Genomic DNA, 18694 nt, shown 5'->3' on the forward strand with positions numbered 1-18694 from the left:
CTTGATCGCTCTCAAGCGAGGCGTTCTACACTGAATAAAGTGGTCGTTTTATTAAGGAGAACAAACAGTGACTACCCTACTATGGATCCTGGCATTGCTCTTGGTTTTAGGAGCAGCAGCGTACCTCAGAGTATCCCTGCTGACCGCAACCATAGCCGCCGCAGTGGTCATGGCAGCAGGCAGCCTGCTGGATGTAACTGGACTGATTAGCTGGATAATTTTCCTGGTTATTGCCCTGCCGCTGAACCTGAGTGCCTTCAGGCAGAGTGTGATAACCCGGCCATTACTTAAACTCTATCGCGGCATCATGCCGGAGATGTCTTCCACCGAAAAAGAGGCGATTGAAGCCGGTACTACCTGGTGGGAAGCCGATCTCTTCGCCGGTAATCCCAACTGGAAGAAGCTGCACAACTATCCGGTTGCCCGTCTGAGCGCCGAAGAACATGCCTTCCTGGAAGGACCTGTGGAGGAAGTCTGCCGCATGGTTAACCAGCATATGGTTTCCCATCAATTGGCGGACTTGCCTGCCGAAGTATGGCAGTTCCTCAAAGACAAAGGCTTCTTTGCGATGATCATCAAGAAGAAGTACGGGGGTCTGGAGTTCTCTGCCTACGCCCAATCCCGGGTACTGCAAAAGCTGGCCGGTGTCAGCAGTGAACTGGCCTCGACCGTAGGTGTGCCCAACTCACTTGGCCCGGGCGAGCTGCTGCAGCACTATGGTACCCCGGAGCAGCAGGATCACTACCTGCCCCGCCTGGCCAAAGGTTTGGAAGTTCCCTGCTTTGCCCTGACCAGTCCTGAGGCCGGTTCAGATGCCGGCGCCATTCCGGATTTCGGTGTGGTCTGCAAAGGCCAATGGCAAGGTGAAGAAGTACTGGGGATGAAACTGACCTGGAACAAGCGCTATATCACCCTGGCACCTGTTGCCACAGTTTTGGGGTTGGCATTCAAGCTTAAAGATCCCGAGCATCTGCTGGGCGATAAGGAAGAGCTGGGCATTACCTGCGCCTTGATCCCGACCGATGTTGAAGGTGTGGAAACCGGCCGACGCCACTTCCCGCTCAACTGTATGTTCCAAAATGGTCCAACCCGAGGCAAAGAGGTGTTTGTTCCTCTGAGCTTTATCATAGGTGGCCCGAAAATGGCGGGACAAGGCTGGCGCATGCTGGTGGAATGCCTGTCGGTTGGCCGCGGCATCACCCTGCCCTCCAACTCAGCCGGTGGTGTTAAAACCGCGGCTTTGGCAACCGGTGCCTATGCCCGCATTCGTCGTCAATTCAAGCTGCCTATCGGTAAGCTGGAAGGCATTGAAGAGCCAATGGCGCGCATCGGTGGTAACGCCTATCTGATGGACGCTGTAACCTCCTTGACCACCACAGGTATTGATCTGGGTGAAAAGCCTTCCGTCATCTCGGCGATAGTCAAATATCACCTGACCGACAGAATGCAGAAATGCGTTATCGACGCCATGGATATTCACGGTGGTAAAGGGGTATGTCTTGGCCCCAACAACTATCTGGGACGCGGATATCAAGCGGCACCTATCGCCATTACAGTTGAAGGGGCCAACATTCTGACCCGCTCAATGATCATCTATGGTCAAGGCGCCATTCGCTGCCATCCATATGTACTGGCAGAGATGGAGTCGGCCTTTGATAGCGACGTAAACCGCGGCCTGAATAACTTTGATGCGGCGCTGTTTGGCCATATTGGCTTTACCACAAGTAACCTTATCCGCAGCCTGTGGATGGGCCTCACCGGCAGTCGCTTCTCCAATGCGCCTTTTGCCGACAAGACCAAGCGTTACTATCAGCATATGAACCGCTTCAGTGCCAACCTGGCCTTGCTGTCGGATCTGGCGATGGCGACCTTAGGGGGTAACCTCAAACGTAAAGAGCGGATCTCTGCCCGCCTGGGTGACTTGCTCAGCCAGTTGTATCTGGCATCGGCAACCCTCAAGCGTTATCAGGATGAAGGCCGTCAGAGTGAAGATCTGCCACTGGTACAGTGGGCGGTTGAAGACGCGCTCTACAAGCTGCAGTCTTCTCTGGATGATCTGCTGGATAACTTCCCTGCTGGCCTCGGCGGCGTGCTGCGCCTGGTGTTGTTCCCCTTCGGTCGACCACTGAAGCGCCCAAGTGATGTGTTGGACCACAAGGTAGCCAAGATAATGCAGACCCCTTGTGCCAGCCGTGACCGTCTGGGTAAGGGACAATTCTGGGAAGCTTGCGACAACAATGCCGTAGGTATTCAGGAACAGACCTTCAAAGACATACTGGCGGCAGAGCCCTTGTATGACAAAGTCTGTAAGGCTGCCGGCAAACGTCTGCCCTTCATGTGGCTGGATAAAGTGGCCGCAGAAGGCAAGGCGCTGGGGGTTCTGAGCGATGATGAAGTGGCCCTGCTGGAGCGCGCTGAAATCGGCCGAATGAAATCCATCAACGTGGATGACTTTGACCCCGCCGAACTCAAGGCCCAGAGCCTGGAGCAGAACAGCCGCGAAGAACAAGCCGCTTAAACCTGCCGAGTAACAAGCATGAAAAAGGAGACTCTGAGTCTCCTTTTCTTTTATGGCGGGACAGACTTGATCACTTTTATGTGTCTATCTTTTATGTCTCTATCTTCTCTGTGCTTATCTTCTTGTAGCTATCTCCACCTATTTTTCACCGACCTTCCCGCTCTGCCATTTCATCCTTGCCCTGGGCTCATATCTGCGCGTAGCTCAACAGTTTCTATAGAATGAGATGTCATTTTCCGCTTTGGCGCTCTCTTTGACGCAAGAATTCGGCCAGCAGCTCATCGGTTTGTTGCTGCTGCGCAGCCTGCCAGCCATCTTCATGAACCGCCAACTCAAGTGGTCGCCGGGGCAACCAGCCTTTGCGCTCAAGCTCAGGGGTATCGTTGAAAGCGCTCACCCGCCCCAGACACAAATAAGCGATAATTCTTATCTCCTCAGGTATCCCCAAGGTCTCACGCAGCACTTCATCATCAAGAATACTGACCCAGCCCACACCCAGGCCTTCGGCTCTGGCGGCGAGCCACAGATTTTGCACCGCGCAAACTGCGCTGTAGTTGTCCATTTCCGGCTTGATGGTGCGGCCAAGTACCACAGACCCGGTGCGGCTGGGATCGCAGGTCACACAGATCCCCAAAGGCGCCTCAAGAATACCTTCAAGCTTTAACCGTTGATAATGAAGCCGTCTTTCGCCACTGAACTGTTCCGTCGAACGGGCATTGGCGACATCAAACCCCTGTTTAATGGCGCGGCGCTTGGCTTCACTGCGCACCAGAATAAAGTCCCAAGGTTGCATAAAGCCAACGCTGGGCGCATGGTGTGCCGCATCCAGGATCCTCTGTAAGCTCTCCTCGGAAACCGGCTTTGACAAAAATTGGCTGCGTACATCGCGGCGGGCAAATATCGCCTTGTACAAGGCTTCTCTCTCCTGCAAAGAAAACGCTTCTGCTTCGGAGGAAACGGCAAAATCGGACATGGTTCACCTCTTTAATGGCTGATCTTTAACGCCTGCGGTGCCCGGACTATAGCAGGCATGTTACAGGAAGCGCCAATCCGGCATCTCAAGATTTGATGCTGCATTAATCTTCTATAGCCAAACCTTGTGATACAAAAATACCGGGCCGTTTTCATGACCCGGTATTTTCCGTTTGCTTTCGGCGCCGTGGCTCAAATTTGATCAGGCGGTAACTTTCCCCTTGTCTTCCCCATTACCTTTCCCGCTCTCTTTTCCACCGGCTTCGCCCTCTTTATCACAGCTCACTTTGTCTTGAACATCAGCCTCAGTTAGCGCGGTTTGCTGCTCTTTCGCTTCCTGCTCCTTGGCCTTTTGCTCGGCTTCAGCCCTTGCCTGCTTGAGGGTTTCCTCCGCTTCCTTGAGCGCCGATGCCTCCGCCAGCGCCTCTTTGGGGATCAGGCTGATAAGCTCGATTCCTCTTGGCAAATCTGTAGTGTTGCCGGTCAACATAGTGACCTTACCATTTTTCAGGTACATCAGCGGCACCACAGTTTCACCATAGCGGCGGCAAAAGTCTTTGTAGCCAAAGCTTTCTGTCAGGTTAGTGCTCTTCAGCACCCCGCCCTTGGACATCAAACTGGCCAGTTTGGCGTAGGAGACAGTTTCACCGAATAGGCACATACGCTTCAAATAGGACTCAGACAATTGATGGCGGGCACTGGTACCGTTGCTTTCCGTGTTACTGAGACCATAAACCTTCTTCTGTCCGAGAATATCCTGGAAATGGAAATAGACCACAGGGTTGAGCTGACGATAGGGAGACAGGATCAACACCTTGCCGATGCCGGTCAAATCCAGATAGGTGTCGGCATGCTCCGAGGCCGGGTTGCCAAAGTAAACCGGAATATTATCCATCCGCGCCAAACGAATGTTATCCCAGTTACTGTCGGCAAGGATCACCTTGATATCCTTGCTCTTGAGCACCTTGGCCAGCTCCCGGGAAAACTTGGAAGCGCCAAAAATCAGCAGGCCGCGGGCAGAGCCTGCCTGCACCCCAAGAATACTGGCCCAGCGTCTGGCGGTGAGCGACTGGATCACAACTGTGCCTATGATGATTAAAAACACCAGTGGCACTATGGTCTCGGCGCCGGGCACTTCCATCTTTTCCAGCTTGATGGCAAACAGTGATGACACGGCCGCCGCCACTATCCCCCGCGGCGCCACCCAGCTCAAAAACCACTTTTCAGCGCTGCTGAGCGAAGTGCCTATACCCGAGAGCCAAATGCTCAGCGGCCTGGCCACCAAAAGCACCACTGCCAGTACCCCAAGGCCGCCCAGACCAAGGTCCAGCATGGCCGACGAATCCAGCCTGGCCGCCAGCAAAATAAACAGCGCCGAGATAAGCAGTACCGTGAGTGTCTCTTTGAACTCGAGGATATCGGCAATATCCACGCCGCGCATATTGGCGAGCCAAATCCCCATTACTGTCACTGTCAACAGGCCGGACTCTTCCTGCAATAGGTTTGAACCAACAAAGACCCCGAGCATTATGGTCAGTACAGCCGTGTTGGTCAGATAGTGGGGCAAAAGATTGCTTCTCAGCACCCGCCCGACAAGATAACCGGCCAAGGCACCAAGCCCAAGGCCAATACCCAGCATAGAGCCGAGTGCCAGCAGTACATGCGCTGTCTGCCCGGCGCTGACAGTAATGTACTCAAACACCAACACCGCCAGCATGGCGCCTATGGGATCTATCACTATCCCCTCCCAGCGCAGAATGCTCGCCAACTGAGACTTAGGCTTAACGGTTCTGAGCATGGGCACTATCACAGTCGGCCCGGTAACCACTACCAAGGCCCCAAACAACAGTGCCAGCGGCCAATCAAAACTCAGCAGGAAATGCGCCGCCGAGGCGATGCAGCCCCAGGTGATCAGCGCGCCCACAGACACCAAATGCGTCACCATCCGGCCGTGGTCCTTGATCTCCTTGAAGTTGAGCGTCAACGCCCCTTCAAACAGAATAACAGCAACGCCGAGGGAGATGATGGGAAACAGCAAGTCGCCGAAAATCGCATCGGGATCCAGTAAACCCAGCCCGGGACCCAGCAACAAACCACAAAGCAGCAGCGGCAATATCGCCGGCAAACGCATCCGCCAGCCAATCCACTGACACGCCAGAGATAAGACTCCTATCAACGCCAGCATGGCGGTGATTTTTTCAACCATAAGTAGAATCCTTTTTTGTTTCTTTCGGGCGACCCGAAACAGCTTTACAGCATGAGCAACGCCAGAGTCAATCGCTGTTTCTGTATGAGCATATATGAGTTAAAGAGGATGGGATCAGAAATTTTTGTGGCAATGTGCCAGATTCGGCTTGAAACCAGATAAAACAAAAAGCCCGGTCATTGCTGACTGGGCTTTCTGCTTGTTTGGCGGAGCGGACGGGACTCGAACCCGCGACCCCCGGCGTGACAGGCCGGTATTCTAACCAACTGAACTACCGCTCCAAACTCTTGCTTATCGCCTGGGCAATAAGGCTTGAATTCGTTAACTTGACTGGCGGAGCGGACGGGACTCGAACCCGCGACCCCCGGCGTGACAGGCCGGTATTCTAACCAACTGAACTACCGCTCCACTCAAGTTGCCGGGAATAATACGTAGGCCCCTTGTCAGCGTCAACAACTTTTTTACCCCGAGGATCCCGATTAGCTAAAAAATCAGCAAAGCATGGATAATCAAGATGTTCAGTTGGATTTGCGCTCATCCTCATCGGGTAGGGTCAGGTCAATCTCCTGCACATCATCTTCCTTGGGTGCCGCCTGCTGTTTTGCCAGCAACTGCTCTTCAGCCGCAGCCAAGGCCTGCTTCAGACTTTGACGCTTGCGCCAAAACAGAATCGCACCGACCCCAAACAGTAACAGCAAGACGTTACCACCTATGATCAGGTAAAGGGCATTTTGTTTGGCCGCCGCTTCTTCTTTGGCTGCTATTGCTGCAGCCCTGGCGGCCATCTCTTCGGCGCTCGGTGGCGGCTTGGGAGGCTCGACAAAATTGAAAAAGCGCTCCGGCAGGGTCAACACCAGCTCCCTTCCCTGCTTGTCTGTACTGAAGACAGTGCCCTTAATACGGTAACTGCCAAAGTCACTCACCTGGGGCAGCACGAGTTGCGTGGTGCCTTCCGTGGGCTGACGCACAGTAACCGGCAGTTGCAATCCAGCCGGTCCCAAGAGCTCAATATCGAAATAGGTTTCCTCAAGGCGCAGAATGTCTGGATTGGCACTCAGCATCAGGCCCCATGGCTGAGTCAGGGGATCGTCCGGCTCAACCACCTTAATATCCACAGGCGAAGGTTCGAGGCGAAATGCCTGCTTAAACTCACGTTCAAACACATCGTTTTGCACACTGATCTGCAGGGTGTAATCTCCCCAGGGCTGGTTGAGGTTGATATTGGAAGTAAAGGTGCCGTCATCTGGCCGTTCATCCAGCGCCTCTCCGTTGTCCTGATAACTGCCGACAATAAGGGTACCGGCGGCAAAGTTTTCATCGCCCGGTTTGTGGGAGGAAACAAAACGCGCCGTCCATTGCAACAGGTATTCAAGCCCGGGAAGTCGCATTCTCAGCGAATCACCGGTGAGATGGGCGGTCAGCTTAAGGCGCTCGCCCTGATACAGTGGCTGAGGCAGTTCATCCACCTCAATCCCCAGCTCGGATACCCGGGTGATTTGGGAGCCGGGCACCACTTTACCAATGAGCTGCCAAGGGCCTGGCACAGGGTTTTCCACCGCAATCATGTCGCCTGTGACGCCATCGGTCCATTTGACATTCTCCGGGTGGCGCGAGGCATACCATTTACTGCCATCAGGCAAAACCACCACCACAGGGGCGGAGCCGTATTCCCGCTGCACCAGAAGCACGATTCTGTCGACCATATGGTCGACCCGAAAACGATTCTTAAGCTCAGAGGCCTGTTCCTTGGGTACTATATCGGCCACTGCCGGGGCCCCAAGGCCAAGCAGCAGACACACCATGAGGCCCAGTGCTGGTCTCAATCCCATTATTTGCTTCAATCCATAGGTTGTGGCTCGTCGCGCCAGAGGCACTTGCCTGATTTTGCAACTAAATCGAGCCTTTGCTCATGCATATTCAGTTCATCGGCCGATGCGGCGATCACTTTAAGTTTTGCGCGATTGGCATCGAGACGCATGATGCCGCCGGCTTCCTGACCGGCTTGTTCACTGGAGAGGTTGAACTTGGTCTGGCCGCCTGTCATCGCCAGATAAACATCGGCGAGGATCTCGGCATCGAGCAAAGCGCCGTGATACTCGCGGCGGGAGTTGTCTATGTGATAACGCTTACACAGGGCATCCAGATTGTTCTTTTGCCCTGGGTGCAAAAACTTGGCGATGGCCAGGGAGTCGAGGATCTGACAAATATCCGCCGTCACCGGCCCTCTGGGATTGGTCATGGAAAACTCATGATCCATAAAGCTCACGTCAAACGAGGCGTTGTGAGCCACAATCTCCGCCCCTTGAATAAAGGCGATAAAGTCGGAGGCTATTTCATGAAACCTGGGCTCGTTGGCCACTCTCTCATCTGTGATACCGTGAACCGCAATCGCTTCTTCATCAATGGGTTGGCCCGGATTGATATACTGGTGGAAAGTGCGGCCGGTCAAGCGGCGGTTAATGACTTCCACACAGCCGATTTCAATGATTCTGTGGCCTAGATAGACGGGGCCTGCGCCCTGGTTCATACCTGTGGTTTCGGTATCCAGAATGATCTGCCGACTGGCATTCGATATGATATTCATCTATTTTTTGCAGCTTCCTGAGTGAATTTACGGGTATACTCGCCCGCATTTGCCGGATATGGTAACAACTTGATGAGCGAACTGAAACAGATCCAGATATACACCGACGGCTCTTGCCTGGGCAACCCCGGGCCCGGCGGCTATGGTGTTGTCATGCGCTATAAACAGCATACCAAAGAACTCTCCGGTGGCTTTGCCCTGACAACCAACAACCGCATGGAGTTGCTAGCACCTATCATAGCGCTTGAGAGCCTGAAAGAGCCTTGCAAAATCGTGCTGACCAGCGACAGCCAATATATGCGCCAGGGGATCACCCAATGGATCCACGGCTGGAAGAAAAAAGGCTGGGTCACTTCCAACAAGACGCCGGTGAAAAATGTCGATCTCTGGCAGCGACTCGATAAGGCCACGCAACAGCATCAGATAGACTGGCGCTGGGTCAAGGGCCACGCCGGACACCCGGAGAACGAGCGTTGCGACACCCTGGCCCGCGAAGCCGCCGAGGCCAACCCTGCCACAGTCGATCAGGGTTATCAGGCCAGTCTTTAATGGCTACAGTCTTTAGAGGCTTGGTCGTTAGAAGCTTGGTCTCTAATGACTACCTTTGTCCGCGACTGTCTTGAGTTTCAAAAACTTGCCGCAAAAGTCGATAAAGGCCTGCGCCAACGGCGTCAGGCTGTGGCTCTTGTGGCGAATAAGGTAAAACGGCCGCTCGAGCGCCAGCCCCTCCACCTCCACCAACGCCAGCTCTCTGCGAGCCAGCTCTTTATCCAGTGTCAGCTCAGACAAAACCCCAAGCCCGGCGCCCTGTTTCACCGCCTGTTTGATGGCATCCGGAGTTGGAAAACAGAAACGGGCTTCTGGCTGCAGGTCAAGGCGGTTGGCGGCATCGACAAAGTACTCCCGGGTGCCCGAGCCCTCTTCTCTCAATACCCAGGAGAGCCCCTTGAGCTCGCTTGGCGATACCTTGCTTCCCGCCAGCGGGTGCGCCGGATGGCAGAACACCTTGAGACAGTCCTGATGCCAGGGCAATACGGCGATACGACTGTCGAGGCAATAACCTTCAATGAAGCCCAACTCGGCGCGAAACTCGGCCACATCACGGATAACCTTACGGGTATTGTCTATCGCCAAGTCGACCTGAGTCTGAACGTGCTGCTGGCTGAATGCCACCGCCGCCTTGGCCAGCAGAAAATTGCCTATGGTGGAACTGGCGCTGACATTTAGCATACCGGCCAGTTCATGGTTGTTCGGAGTAAAAGCCTGCTCTATGCGCTCGATGCGCTGCAGCACATCGCTGGCCAGAGGCAACAGCAGACTGCCTTGAGAGTTGAGCTGCAAGCGGTTGCCTATACGCTCAAACAAACGGGTATCGAGCTGCTTTTCAAGCTCCGACAGTGCCATGGAGGTGGCCGGCGCAGAGAGGTTAACCCGCTCGGCGGCCTTGGCCACTTGGCCTGTGCGGGCCACGGCTTCAAAAATCATTAACTGTTTCAGGGTAATACGCATTGCAATTATTGCTCTTCTTTAGTGTGGCGCTCCAGTTGCCTGCCGGAGAATCCCGGTGTCGGCGTGGGTTGCCAGCCGGGGATCCGCTGACGACGTTTATCCCCCAAGGGGGTTAACGGCGAATCCAGCTTGCGGGCCACCAATAGATACAGAGAGCCGGTACCCGGCAGCCACTTTTGCTGCCAATGATGCCATATCCTCAAGGGCGCGGCTTCGCTGAGCAGCGAATGGTACAAGAGCCGCTCATCGTGCACCAACTGATACCCCAGAAGCCCCAGCCAGTCCTTGACCCTGGCCGGCATAAAGAAATGGCCGCTCCAGGGTAAAGCCTGCTGAAATCTGGGCAGCAGCTTGCCGAAAAAGGCGCAGCTGAACGGGTTAATCCCGACGATGAAAAGATAACCTCCGCTGACCAGCACTCTGTCGGCTTCACGTAAAATCCGGTAAGGGTTTGCCTCAAACTCCAGTACCAAGTTCATCACCACCGCATCTATGCTGGCCGGAGCCAACGGCAGCGAGGCAAAATCGGCAACTATCGAAGCGCCGTTGCCGGGATAGAGGGAAAACTGATGCCCGACCGGACAGTTTTTGATCTCGAGTTCGCGGCTTAAGGCCCCCAGGCGCAACAGATGATAACCAAACACTCTGGGCCACCAATAGGCCAGTTTGCTTTCCAGTTCACGTTTGATAGTCTCACCGGCTGGCAAACTGTCCCAGGAGCTGGGTCTGGACTCAGACGAGAGAGGCATAGATACTCCGGTTAAGCCGTTCTAGGCTCAGCTTAATAACGAACCCCCTATACAAGCAAGTATGAGGCTCAGTAAAATTGAAACTGATCCCGTCGACTCAAAGGAGCCTTGAGCTTATGTCCAATGTCAATGTCCCCCTCGCCCGGCCAAAGATAACGCCCATTGCCGCCTTCGATGACAACTATATCTGGGCCATAGTGGCACCCCAAGGTGATTGCTGTTGGGTGGTGGACCCGGGTGATGCCGCGCCCGTGTTGGCTTTTTTGGCGCAAAATAATCTGACGCTGGCCGGGGTACTGATAACTCACCATCACAGCGACCATACCGGCGGTATCCTGGCCTTAAAGGAAACTTTCGGCTCGCTCCCGGTATACGGGCCTGCCAATCCGGCCATCAAAGGCATTACCCGGGCACTAACCGAGGAAGGCGAATATCGGCTTGAGCCTGGGCAAGGCCGATTTGCTTTAGAGTGTCGACTGTTCAAGGTCCCCGGGCACACGCTGGATCATATCGCCTACTTGATTGGCGATGCCCTCTTTTGCGGCGATACCCTGTTCTGCGCCGGCTGCGGCCGCCTGTTTGAAGGCAGCGCCGAACAGATGTACCACTCCTTGAGTCAGTTTGCGGCCCTTGATGACAACACCAAGGTGTATTGCACCCATGAGTACACCTTGGCCAATTTGCGTTTTGCCAAAGCCGTTGAACCGGATAACCAGGCACTGGCTGACTACCAACTTGCCGCCGAAGCGCTGCGCGAGCAGCAACAACCCACACTCCCCTCCACTATTGGTCGTGAAAAGGCCATCAATCCCTTTATGCGCTGCCAAAAGAACACACTGCAGAACGTACTGGAGGCCCACAGCGGCCACCCCTGCCATGATCCCGTGAGCCGCTTTGCAGTTCTCAGGCAATGGAAAGACAATTTCTGAAAACCGGGTTACAATAAGCCGCTTTTTTGTGTCGTTATTATGACAATGCCAGGCCAAGATAGATTTATCTACTTGTTTTAAATAACAATACTTGGCTTTCAGTAACGGCACTTCTTTTTCACCACGGAAACCAAACCAGGGTAAAAGTACCACCCAAGGTACTATCCCGGGCCAAGGGACCAGGCCTATCCCGGGTTTCCGTTTGATGTGCGTTTGCCTGTCTGTTCAGGCCATCATTCGAGGATTGCTGTTTTTGAAGCAAATCAGATTTTTTATGTTGGCGGGGAGCCTTTCCCTGCTTGGCGGCTGTCAGCTGCTGTCTCAGGCGCCGGAGTCCACTGCCGAAGCGCCCGTCAAGGCCACTCCGGCTCCGGTCATCAGTCAGGCTCCACAAGTCATCAGTGAGCCCGAAGTCGCTGTCACAGATGTATGGCAACGGATCCGCAGCCAACTCAATATGCCGGTTCCCGATGAGAAGCTGGTGCGCCAGTACCGCCAGTGGTACATCAATAATCCAAGACACCTGGAGCAGATCTCCGAGCGGGCTGCCCCTTTTATGTATTTGATTGTCGAGCAGATAGAAGAGCGTAAATTGCCGATGGAACTGGCGCTACTGCCGATAGTGGAAAGTGCCTTCGACCCCTTTGCCTACTCCCATGGTGCAGCCTCCGGGCTGTGGCAGTTTACGGCGCCCATGGCGCTGCATTTTGGCCTGGATATCAACTGGTGGTATGACGGACGCCGCGACGTACCTGCTGCCACAGCCGCTGCGCTGAATATGATGGAATACCTCTACGACAAGACGGGCAAGAACTGGCTCTATGCCATTGCCGCGTATAACACAGGCGAAGGTCGGGTGTTGAACGCGGTCAAGCGTAACCGTCAAAAAGGGCAAGCTACCGATTTCTGGTCCCTGTCACTGCCCAAGGAAACCGAGCGTTATGTGCCGCAACTGCTGGCACTGGCCGATGTGATCAAAAACGCCGACAAATACGGCATTAACCTGACACCAATTGCCAACGAGCAGAAGTTGGAAGTTGTCGATGTCGGCAGCCAGATAGATCTGGCTCTGGCGGCGCGCCTGGCCGGTATGGAAGTCAATGAACTGCAACAGTTCAACCCGGGTTTTAATCGCTGGGCCACAGCGCCGGAAGGGCCACACAAATTGGTACTGCCGTTGGACAAGGCCAAAGAGTTTGAAATCGCCCTGGCCAGCACTGAACCCAGCGAGCGCCTCAACTGGCTCAGATACAAGATCCGCAAGGGTGACTCCCTTGGAGTGATAGCCAAGAAACATCATACCAGTATCGATGTAATCCGTTCTGTCAACGGCATCAGTGGCAACAATATTGTCGCCGGCAAGCACCTGTTGATCCCGGTCGCCCTCAAGGATGCATCGGCCTACCCGCTCTCCAAAGAGCAGCGTCTGGGTCAGAATAAGTCCGGCAAGAGCAAACACAGCTACCAGGTCAAGTCCGGTGACTCCCTGTGGCAGATAGCCAAGGATAATGGTGTCAGTGTCAACGAGCTGGTGAAATGGAACGGTATCTCGGCCAAGACGCCGCTGCGTCCCGGGAAACAGCTGACCATCTGGACTAAAGCCTCTGGCAAATCCCAGAATGCCAACGCCGTAATGCGCACAGTGAAATACAAGGTTCGCTCCGGGGATTCGCTGGCACGAATAGCCAGCAAGTTCAATGTCACTGTGGATGATCTGCTGGAATGGAACCAGCTCAAGGCCAGTAAATACCTGCAACCCGGACAGATGTTGACCCTGTTCGTGGATGTGACCCGAGTCAAGACCTGATAAAAACTCCTACCCAAGCGGCATCTTTGATGCCGCTTTTGATCCTGCTCTAACTTTCACAAGCCGCTTCGGTACAATTGTTAACCATTTGTTCGCTGTCACAAATTTGACGCTCATCTTTGTCGATAATCATCCGCTGAATTAATCCACCCTAAATAAAAACAAAAATGAGCAGAGATTTGTCCATTACCGGCATCGAGACGCCGGTGCCTGAAGGTGCCCGTATTCTATCAACCACAGATCTCAAAGGGCGTATCACCCACATCAATCAGGAATTTGTCGAACTTTGTGGCTTTTCCCATGAAGAGTTGTTGGGCCATGGGCATAACATAGTGCGCCATCCTCATATGCCCAAGGCGGCCTTTGCCGATCTCTGGCAACAGATCAAGAGTGGCAACAGCTGGATGGGTTTGGTAAAAAACCGCCGCAAGGATGGTGGTCACTATTGGGTCAACGCCTACGTCACCCCAATCCGCCGAAAAGGCAAAATAGTTGAATATCAATCAGTGCGAACCAAGGCAACACCAGAACTGATTGCCAGAGCCGAGGCCTGCTACCGGGCCATCAGTCAGGGAAAATCAGTACTGCCACGCGTTAAACTCGACCTGACAACCAAACTGGCGCTATGCTGGGGTGCATCACTGCTATCCTTGATGCCACTGCCCTGGCTAAGCGGTCTCTGGCAATTTGTGCCTGTCTGCACCGCGGCAACTTTAATGGGCTGGAGCCTTTTCAGACTCAAACAGAGGTTAAATAATGTCAGTCAACTCAGCCGCGGAGTACAGAATAATCCACTGATGCAGGCTATTTACTGCAACAGCACAGATGAACTCGCCGAGCTGGAATTGAGTCTGAGAATGCAGCAGGCCGAGATATTCGCCATCACAGGGCGGATAAAAGACAGCGGTGAGATCCTCGATAACAGTTTGAGTGCCCATCAGGCCGCCGTCGATGCCAACTACCGTGAACTGGCACAGCAAACCGGCGCACTGAAACAGCAAGGTGATGCCATCAACGAACTCAAAGGTGCTGTGACAGAGATTGCCGAAACTTCCGCCAACACCGCCAACGAGGTCACTGAGCTTGAGCAAAGTAACCGGCAAACACTCGAAGCCCTGGCCGCCAGCCGCGCAGCCAACAGTGAAATCACCGCTCTGCTTACCAAGGTGGAGGCTCAACTGCTGGCGCTGGATAAACGCTGCAGCAGCATTAACACCGTGCTGGAAGTGATAGAGCAACTATCGGATCAGACCAACCTGCTGGCACTCAATGCTGCAATCGAAGCGGCCCGGGCCGGTGAAGCCGGCCGCGGATTTGCCGTGGTGGCCGATGAGGTACGTAACCTGGCAATGCGCTCCGGTGAATCCGCCGGTGAAATACATCAAATTATTGCCGAGCTCAGTCTGCAAAGTCGGCAGACAGTGACCGAGATGGAGCGCAGCCAGCAACTGACCAAAGAAAGTCTGCAACTGGAGCAAAAGTTGGCGCAGCGGTTGGATGAAGCCACCAGAGCCCTAGGCCGAATTGCCGCACATAGCCAGCAAATCGCCGTTGCCACCGAGCAGCAAGCCTGTGTGGTTGAGCAGTTGCACCGCCACTCAGAGCAGTTGCAACAAGGGGTTGGCAGCCTGACCAGCAACAGTGAAGCCGCAAGCCATCACGGCGAAGAGTTGACCCGCCAAAGTGAGCGGCAAAAGGAACTGATAGCCCAGTTTTAACGCGCTTTACCGCCCGTTACAGCTTGGTCAAAGACTGAGTATCCCAATAAAAAAGTCAGGCTTAACCTGACTTTTTTATTCCAACCTAGATAAGCGCCTTAACGCCTTGCCACCGGCACTTCCAGCATGGCCATAGCCGCCAACTTGGACTCCAGAGGTTTGCCTTCAAAGCGGGCCTGGAAGCTGTATCCCTCAGGGCCAATTCGCTCAAGTGTCTTGGCCGGTACCTTGAACATCACTTTCAGCGTCTGTCCCGGCTTGATACTGGTATCTCTGATAGCCTGGGTAAACATCATTTCATCCGACCAGGCCCAGACTCGCTGTTCCTTATCATCCACCAACCAGAGATCCGCCGTCATCCCTGAGTTAAAACGGATCCCAACCACATGCTCGCTCGGGTTACGGATCTCCAGCATCGCCTGCAGCGGCTGCTTATTGACTACTTCTGCAAACGTCAGTTTACCCTCAAGCAAGGCAGTTGTCGGTGCTTTTTTGATGGTACCAAAGTGCAGTGTCGGCATTCTGAGTTCCTCCATCCCAGTCGGGGTCTTTTGAGGCACAGGCTCAGTAGTTGCAGCATTGGAGCCGCTGCAACCTGCGAGTGCCAAGACCGCCAGTAAAGGCAAAACGGCGCGCATCATTTACCTCCTCCGAGTTTCTTGAAGATGCTGTCTTTAAGCTTATCTTTCACCTTCTCGGTTTCTTCCTTGAGTTTGGAATCAAACAGCGCCTGGGTATCGAGTGCAAACTTGGGTTCCTGGAATGAACCGGAAATCATCAGCGGAATTTCAACACCGGCCAGATCATTCTTGCCTTCACCGCCTTGGCCCTTGAGGCTGCCTACCACTGAGGTTTTCAGCTTATAGTCCAACTGCTCACTGATAAGGTTGGCACTGCCGGCACCCGCCAGGCGAATGAGTGGTGAGGCCATCGCCAGATCCGGGTTATTGGCCACACCATTTTTCAGACTGAAACTGCCGGTCAGGCTGGAGAAGTCTGTCTTGCGTTCGCCCTCTTCCTGAGCCGACAAATCACCTTTTAGCTTGGCCTGGGCGCTGCGGATCATATGAGGGATATTCACGCCGTAAAGGGCACCGTCACTGATTTCAAACTTGCCGTTGGCGTCCAGGTTCTGCTTGATGTTATCCGGAATTAAGCTCTTGCCTTTACCTTTGACATTAAAAGCGGTGGCACCGGCAAGAATTTCCAAATCGGCCGCATCCTTGAGCAAAGGTTGAATTTTGACGCCACTGAGCTGAGTATCAAAATTGTAGCTGGCGACCTTATTGCGACCGTCAAGCTGTGCCTTGGTCATCAGTTTGCCCTGATACAAGTCAGCGCTGAGCTGCTTCATATCCAGCACGCCATTGTTCAGAGCCAGATCCATTTTCCAGTTTTCAGTGGTCAAGCCGGCAACCTTAATGGCCTTAACAGTAAGATCCATGGCGAAATTGACCTGCTTCATCGCACTCAAGTCCGGTTCACTGCCGGCCTTGGCGGCCGTTGCCGACTCAGTGGTTTTGACTGCGGCTTTATCTTCCTCACCGGCAGGCAGTAACTTGTCGAGGTCAATTTCCCCCAGGGCCAACTTGGCTTTCACATCCGGTACCTTGCCGCCGAAAGCCACTTTGAGATCCCCTTTGCCTTCAATATCGGCCACCTTGAGACTGCTCAATACCAGCTCGGCGTTTTGACGGTTGAGATCCAATTTCACATCGGCATTCAGATCGGCGCTCAACTTGCCGCCGGGCATACTCTTGCCTTCAACGCGATTTTCAATGGCAAAGCCGGTGATCTCCAACTGCTTCATGTCCAGTGAGATCTTCAATTGCCCTTTACCCTCGCTGGCAATTTTCATGTCCGGCATGCTGCCGCTGAACTTATAAGCCAGAGGGGCAAATTTACCCAGCGAAAACTCGCCCAAGGTCAGGGACTCAAGTACAAAGGTTTGGTCACTGCCACTTCGCTTGTCGAGCAGATGAATTTGGGTATTGGTGATATTGATGCCACCGATATTGAGACTGGCCAGCCCCTGAGCGTTGCCTTCTGTATTCTTGGGTTGCTCTTTGGCCGTACCGGCATCGCCGCTGAGCCCATCCAGACTGGTGCGGCCGTCTTTCTGGGTTATGAGATCCAGTTTCAAGCCATCGAGGTTTAACTGGGCAATTTCCACTTCTTTACGAAACAGCGGCATCAGAGCAACTTCAGCGACAACCTGATTGACTGCCAACATCTGTTTCTCATCAAAACCATCCGGGTTACTCAGGCTGATACCGCCCAATTCAATTCCCAGAGTCGGGAAAAAAGTCCAGTTGAGATCCTGACTGATGACCAATTCACGCCCTGTCTGTTTTTTTACCGCATCGACTATTTGGGGTTTAAAGTCGTTGGGATCAAATAACAAGGTCAAATACAGAACCAGACCGAGAAACAATACCGCGAAAATACCCAGTATCCACTTAACCACTTTCATAATAGTTTCCTTGTTCAACAATAAGGACGAAGGCGCTTGTTCAACTGATAAAGGCCATATTCAAGGGATTTTGGCTGACGGCGATGCCATTATCATCGGCATAGAGCGTCATGCCGGGAGTTATCTGCACATCACCAATGGAAAGCGCACAGTTGATTTCTCCAGCCCCCTTACGCTCGGTTTTGATAGGTACCGCCGCCAGGGCCTTTACCCCAAGCTGCATGGTCGCCAAGGTGGCAACATCGCGCACGGCGCCATAAATCACGACTCCCTGCCAACCATGGTCAACTGCGCTTTGGGCAATAAGATCGCCCATCAGGGCCTTGGATGTAGAGGCACCACCGTCCACCAACAGCACTTTACCCGTGCCATCGGTAGCCAACAGCTGTTTCACCATGGAATTATCCTCGAAACACCTGACGGTTACGACTTCGCCCCAAAAAATAGACTTGCCACCAAACTGGTGAAAAACAGATGGCAGCAACATGAGATCATTTTCATAATGATCAAAGAGATCCGGTAACAAATCCAGCATATAGGCCTCCGTGCAAATACTGCTTTCTAGGTTAACGCCCTTATCCTGCCACCACAAGTTTCATGATAGCAGAACAGGCATCTCCTACGCTGTGCAGTGAAATGCTTGAGTAAGTTCGGAAATATACTATAAACTACTACAAGTGACAGCTTTACGATCCCTTTATCCTGTCCACTCTTTCGGGCAAAACTTCGTTTTAAGTGAACATACATGACAAAAGATCTCGATTTGCAGAGTGCTATTGCGGCGCTCGATGCATATGGATATGAAAAAAAACACTCAACGGATCTTGAGCAAGCCAGAAACAAACAACAGATGACCCGTTACTTGAAGTCTTTGGACTATAGCCTCAGGCGTTTGAAGCTTCTGCAGGAAGCGGTCAATGAATTGGTCGAAGAAACGCAGAACGACTTGCATAAACAAGAGCAAGTACAAACCTTCAAGACCAAGGTCATCAATTTATCCCGCGAACTCAATATGTCCTACGATGAAGTATTGGTCTATATGGCCAATCAAGGCGGTAAGTAAGTCCTATAGGGAAGTGAGTTCAGTATCGATCGCAATATAGTTCGATATACCAGAGAGGTGCAGACAATATCTGCGCCTCTCTTTTTATAACAATGATATAAACCCTTTCTGTCCAACAACTGTTTATTCCATCTTTTAAATTTCATTCCGTTATTGAAAGTTTCTA

General features: G+C 53.3%; 15 protein-coding genes and 2 tRNA genes. 6 read left to right on the top strand and 11 right to left on the bottom strand.

Annotated features, from left to right (window positions below; all coding sequences use genetic code 11):
• Positions 1 to 67: 67 nt before the first annotated feature.
• Positions 68 to 2518 (top strand): acyl-CoA dehydrogenase FadE, encoded by a 2451-nt coding sequence (fadE, locus tag N512_RS0102150; RefSeq protein ID WP_028779259.1) that lies wholly within the window; start codon positions 68 to 70, stop codon positions 2516 to 2518.
• A gap of 229 nt (positions 2519 to 2747) precedes the next feature.
• Here the strand turns inward: fadE and bluB are convergent, their stop codons facing one another.
• From bluB to dnaQ, 6 genes are all read right to left on the bottom strand, one after another.
• Positions 2748 to 3491 carry a 5,6-dimethylbenzimidazole synthase gene (gene bluB, locus N512_RS22020; protein WP_051472605.1) on the bottom strand — a complete coding sequence of 248 codons (744 nt, stop codon included), beginning with the start codon at positions 3489 to 3491 and terminating at the stop codon, positions 2748 to 2750.
• Positions 3492 to 3692: 201 nt separating this feature from the next.
• On the bottom strand, positions 3693 to 5696 hold the full coding sequence (locus N512_RS22025; RefSeq protein WP_051472606.1) for a cation:proton antiporter: 2004 nt from the start codon (positions 5694 to 5696) through the stop codon (positions 3693 to 3695).
• Between the two features lie 204 nt (positions 5697 to 5900).
• A tRNA-Asp gene (locus tag N512_RS0102165) sits at positions 5901 to 5977 on the bottom strand.
• A gap of 50 nt (positions 5978 to 6027) precedes the next feature.
• Positions 6028 to 6104: transfer RNA gene (locus N512_RS0102170), tRNA-Asp, on the bottom strand.
• A 110-nt stretch (positions 6105 to 6214) separates the two neighbouring features.
• The gene (locus N512_RS0102175) at positions 6215 to 7525 is read right to left on the bottom strand and encodes a TIGR03503 family protein (RefSeq protein WP_037473935.1); all 1311 of its coding nucleotides are present in this window, start codon (positions 7523 to 7525) and stop codon (positions 6215 to 6217) included.
• Positions 7526 to 7533: 8 nt separating this feature from the next.
• A complete protein-coding gene (dnaQ, locus tag N512_RS0102180) occupies positions 7534 to 8280 on the bottom strand; it encodes a DNA polymerase III subunit epsilon (RefSeq protein WP_028779261.1) in 747 nt (248 codons plus the stop codon).
• A gap of 72 nt (positions 8281 to 8352) precedes the next feature.
• Between dnaQ and rnhA the strand changes: the two genes are divergently transcribed.
• On the top strand, positions 8353 to 8829 hold the full coding sequence (rnhA, locus tag N512_RS0102185) for a ribonuclease HI (protein ID WP_025009664.1): 477 nt from the start codon (positions 8353 to 8355) through the stop codon (positions 8827 to 8829).
• A 42-nt stretch (positions 8830 to 8871) separates the two neighbouring features.
• Here the strand turns inward: rnhA and N512_RS0102190 are convergent, their stop codons facing one another.
• A complete protein-coding gene (locus N512_RS0102190) occupies positions 8872 to 9789 on the bottom strand; it encodes a LysR substrate-binding domain-containing protein (RefSeq protein ID WP_028779262.1) in 918 nt (305 codons plus the stop codon).
• Positions 9790 to 9794: 5 nt separating this feature from the next.
• Positions 9795 to 10538 (bottom strand): class I SAM-dependent methyltransferase, encoded by a 744-nt coding sequence (locus N512_RS0102195; protein ID WP_028779263.1) that lies wholly within the window; start codon positions 10536 to 10538, stop codon positions 9795 to 9797.
• Between the two features lie 116 nt (positions 10539 to 10654).
• Between N512_RS0102195 and gloB the strand changes: the two genes are divergently transcribed.
• From gloB to N512_RS0102210, 3 genes are all read left to right on the top strand, one after another.
• A complete protein-coding gene (gene gloB / locus N512_RS0102200; RefSeq protein ID WP_037473937.1) occupies positions 10655 to 11467 on the top strand; it encodes a hydroxyacylglutathione hydrolase in 813 nt (270 codons plus the stop codon).
• Between the two features lie 274 nt (positions 11468 to 11741).
• On the top strand, positions 11742 to 13274 hold the full coding sequence (locus N512_RS0102205; protein WP_037474003.1) for a LysM peptidoglycan-binding domain-containing protein: 1533 nt from the start codon (positions 11742 to 11744) through the stop codon (positions 13272 to 13274).
• 167 nt (positions 13275 to 13441) lie between these two features.
• Positions 13442 to 14992, top strand: a complete 1551-nt coding sequence (locus N512_RS0102210; protein ID WP_051472608.1) for a methyl-accepting chemotaxis protein — start codon at positions 13442 to 13444, stop codon at positions 14990 to 14992.
• Between the two features lie 98 nt (positions 14993 to 15090).
• Here the strand turns inward: N512_RS0102210 and N512_RS22030 are convergent, their stop codons facing one another.
• The 3 genes from N512_RS22030 to N512_RS0102225 are packed head-to-tail and all read right to left on the bottom strand — an operon-like array spanning position 15091 to position 18000.
• The gene (locus N512_RS22030) at positions 15091 to 15633 is read right to left on the bottom strand and encodes a BsuPI-related putative proteinase inhibitor (RefSeq protein WP_081737064.1); all 543 of its coding nucleotides are present in this window, start codon (positions 15631 to 15633) and stop codon (positions 15091 to 15093) included.
• Positions 15630 to 17465 (bottom strand): AsmA family protein, encoded by a 1836-nt coding sequence (locus N512_RS0102220; RefSeq protein ID WP_028779267.1) that lies wholly within the window; start codon positions 17463 to 17465, stop codon positions 15630 to 15632. The genes N512_RS22030 and N512_RS0102220 overlap by 4 nt, the downstream gene beginning before the upstream one ends.
• Positions 17466 to 17505: 40 nt before the next feature.
• Positions 17506 to 18000, bottom strand: coding sequence for a putative 4-hydroxy-4-methyl-2-oxoglutarate aldolase (locus N512_RS0102225; protein ID WP_028779268.1), 495 nt, complete (start codon positions 17998 to 18000; stop codon positions 17506 to 17508).
• Between the two features lie 210 nt (positions 18001 to 18210).
• Here N512_RS0102225 and N512_RS0102230 point away from each other — a divergent pair, with 210 nt between their 5' ends.
• On the top strand, positions 18211 to 18528 hold the full coding sequence (locus tag N512_RS0102230; protein ID WP_025009657.1) for a hypothetical protein: 318 nt from the start codon (positions 18211 to 18213) through the stop codon (positions 18526 to 18528).
• The last annotated feature ends 166 nt before the right edge of the window (positions 18529 to 18694 follow it).

It is taken from the genome of Shewanella sp. 38A_GOM-205m, assembly GCF_000518445.1.
GTDB lineage: Bacteria > Pseudomonadota > Gammaproteobacteria > Enterobacterales > Shewanellaceae > Shewanella > Shewanella algae.